Origin of the sequence: Delftia sp. ZNC0008 (assembly GCF_000799035.1) — a bacterium.
GTDB lineage: Bacteria > Pseudomonadota > Gammaproteobacteria > Burkholderiales > Burkholderiaceae_C > Comamonas > Comamonas tsuruhatensis.
Genome location: NZ_JTKZ01000279.1, coordinates 1 through 948, shown reverse-complemented (window position 1 = coordinate 948; position 948 = coordinate 1). Strand labels below are relative to the sequence as shown.

Below are 948 nucleotides of genomic sequence, written 5' to 3'. Positions count from 1 at the left end.
CACGGCCCTGCAGCCGCCGGGCATTGATCTCGTCACAGGGGGACGAGCTATGGCGGAGATGGTGCTGGAGGCGCAAGGCGCGCAGCCGCTTGAGTTGGGCGCACCGCGTGTGCGCAATGGCTTGGATGCATCCCTGGGGATCGAAGGGCTGGACCTCGTTCGCACGGACTTCGCAGTCATCACGCTGGAGCAGGTCGCACCCGACCAGGTTGTGCAGGCCCGCAGCGGCCGCCCGCTGGAGATGGGCACGCCGGAGGTTCGGCCCGGCGCAGTGACGGTGCAAGCCGTCAGCGCGCAGCCCCTGGTGCTGGGCGCGCCGGGCGCAGGTACCCGGCTGCAGGCCCAGGGTGCGCAGGCGCTGGAACTCGGCATGCCCGCCGCGGGCATTCGCCTGCAGGCCAGCGCCGCCCGGCCTCTGGAGCTTGGCGTGCCGACGGTGGCTGTGGCGTTGGTGGTTGAGGGCATCGACCTCGTGCGCGCGGGCACGGCCAGCATCGCGCTGCCCACCGCGCAGCTACTGGCCGCCAGCGCCTATGTCCTGGAGTTGGGCACGCCCGGCCTGCCTTCCACAACCGTCCGCGCACGCGCCAGTTTCCCGCTGCAGCTGGGCATGCCGGCCGTGGCCAGGGAGAACACATGCTGACCTACGAGAAATTCAGCGGCATCAACAACGTGCTGCCTGAGCACCGCCTGGGCGGCGATGCGCTGCTGGGGGCCGAGAACGTGGACATCGGGCTCACGGGCGAGATCACACGCCGCGCCGGTCTCGCCCAGGTATCCGACCTCTGCCACAAGAACCTGCACCAGGGCCGCGGCTTCATGCTCGCCACGGTAGGCGCGCAGCTGACAGCGATCCATCCCGACGGCACGCGCCACGTCATCCACCCATCCCTTGGGCCTGAGCGGGTCTGGTACTGCAACCTTCCCGACGGCCGCACGACTTGGACA

Annotated in this window: 1 protein-coding gene and 1 pseudogene; both read left to right on the top strand. The window is 70.1% G+C overall.

Translation table 11 applies throughout. From position 1 onward, the window contains the following. A partial coding sequence (locus L995_RS09280; RefSeq protein ID WP_047471168.1) for a hypothetical protein occupies positions 1-643 on the top strand: 643 nt, incomplete at its 5' end. Continuing rightward, a pseudogene (locus L995_RS09275) lies at positions 637-948 on the top strand (hypothetical protein); the annotation flags it as partial. The gene L995_RS09280 and the pseudogene L995_RS09275, both read left to right, overlap by 7 nt.